This window comes from Heyndrickxia acidiproducens DSM 23148, assembly GCF_000374345.1.
GTDB classification, from domain to species: domain Bacteria; phylum Bacillota; class Bacilli; order Bacillales; family Bacillaceae_C; genus Weizmannia; species Weizmannia acidiproducens.
The window spans coordinates 1-1,304 of record NZ_KB894077.1 but is presented as its reverse complement, the minus strand read 5'-3'; the positions used below and the strand labels follow the sequence as shown (position 1 = coordinate 1,304).

The following is a 1,304-nucleotide window of genomic DNA, read 5'->3' as shown; positions in this document are numbered from 1 at the left end:
TCTGACCAATCCAACAAAGCGACAGACATTTATTCGGGTTAATTACTCTATCCCGACTGAGAGGAATTTACACACAAAAAAAAGACTTGACCTAATTTTAGGAATGGAATGAAAATTTGATTTTGTAAAATTAAGTTGAAGAGGGGGCTCTTCAAATTTCTTTTCGACAGCCAATTTTGCATATAAATAAGAGATGATCAGCTCTTCCTTCAGCATACCGCTTAAGTAATTATTTTTTATAAATGGATGAAGCAGTTGAATACACCTTTGAAATCTTCCATTAATCAAATGCCAGGTTATTAATTCATACAGTAAATAGGTTACTATCTCTCGTTGCGTACTGTTTTTATCCATGAATTGTCTATTTGAAATATTCATGCATTTCATTTCGATGTTTTCAAAAGTATCGTTATCCTTTGTTTTTAGAGCTTTTTTAAATAGCAGAGAATAAGATATTTTTAATAAGTCATAATAGAACTCGCTAGTTTCCGTATGACTAGTCAGAATCTTAATTGCCAGACCGTCAGTATAATAAATACCATCGGAACGAATTGGAGCAATTGCTAAGACACCAACAAAAAAGTGAGTAATGATTAAAATAAGCCATAATAAATTATTTGAAGTAAAGTAAAATGCAATAGATAATAATATTGTAAATGTATTTGCAATACTTCCTGATGCTAAGCACAGAATATATTTTTTGCGGTCAATATCATAATTCTCAAAGTTCGGCAACATGCCACATTGACCCCAGTTAGTATTATTTTTATTGATTCTTACCGTCAAGTTACCATTTTCTTTTGAAATAACGAAAGGCCCCAAAATCAAAAAAAGAAATTTGTAACGAAGAAGTAGCCCAGCTATTAGATGCCCTATTTCATGGATTATGATACTTGAGTACATAATAAGAAAAACCAACATAAGGATCAGTAAATAACCTAACCAATTATTGATTGCTATAACCATAATGATGAGTATAATGCCAAGAAAAAGCCATAACCGTTTCATTTATCTTTTTTTATCCCAAGGATTTTACTTGTAGTTATATGTTCTGTAGAATGAAAAGTTCTCTGTGAAAAATCAAAAAAAGATAACATTTTTATGGGATTTTATTGTATCCTCTTATCTGCAAAGTAAAGGAGGAGAAAATCTCCAAGGGTTATCGTATTTTTAGTTTACCCTGTTCCGCTGCGATTGACTAATAACATGCTAAAACTTGAAACACTAAAATTCATTCTCATTACTTGTCTTACAAGGGTTTAGAGCAAAAATAAAAGCATGAACACTGGAAACTCGGTATAATT

1 protein-coding gene is annotated in these 1,304 nt (G+C 31.1%); it reads right to left on the bottom strand.

What is annotated here, in order from left to right; all coding sequences use genetic code 11:
- Nucleotides 1-42: 42 nt before the first annotated feature.
- Nucleotides 43-1,008, bottom strand: coding sequence for a hypothetical protein (locus tag C232_RS0118260; protein WP_018665547.1), 966 nt, complete (start codon nt 1,006-1,008; stop codon nt 43-45).
- Nucleotides 1,009-1,304 lie beyond the last annotated feature (296 nt).

Bases quoted from the DNA above. Each gene is read 5' to 3' on its own strand.
- C232_RS0118260 (WP_018665547.1), bottom strand. From the start codon at position 1,008: ATGAAACGGTTATGGCTTTTTCTTGGCATTATACTCATCATTATGGTT.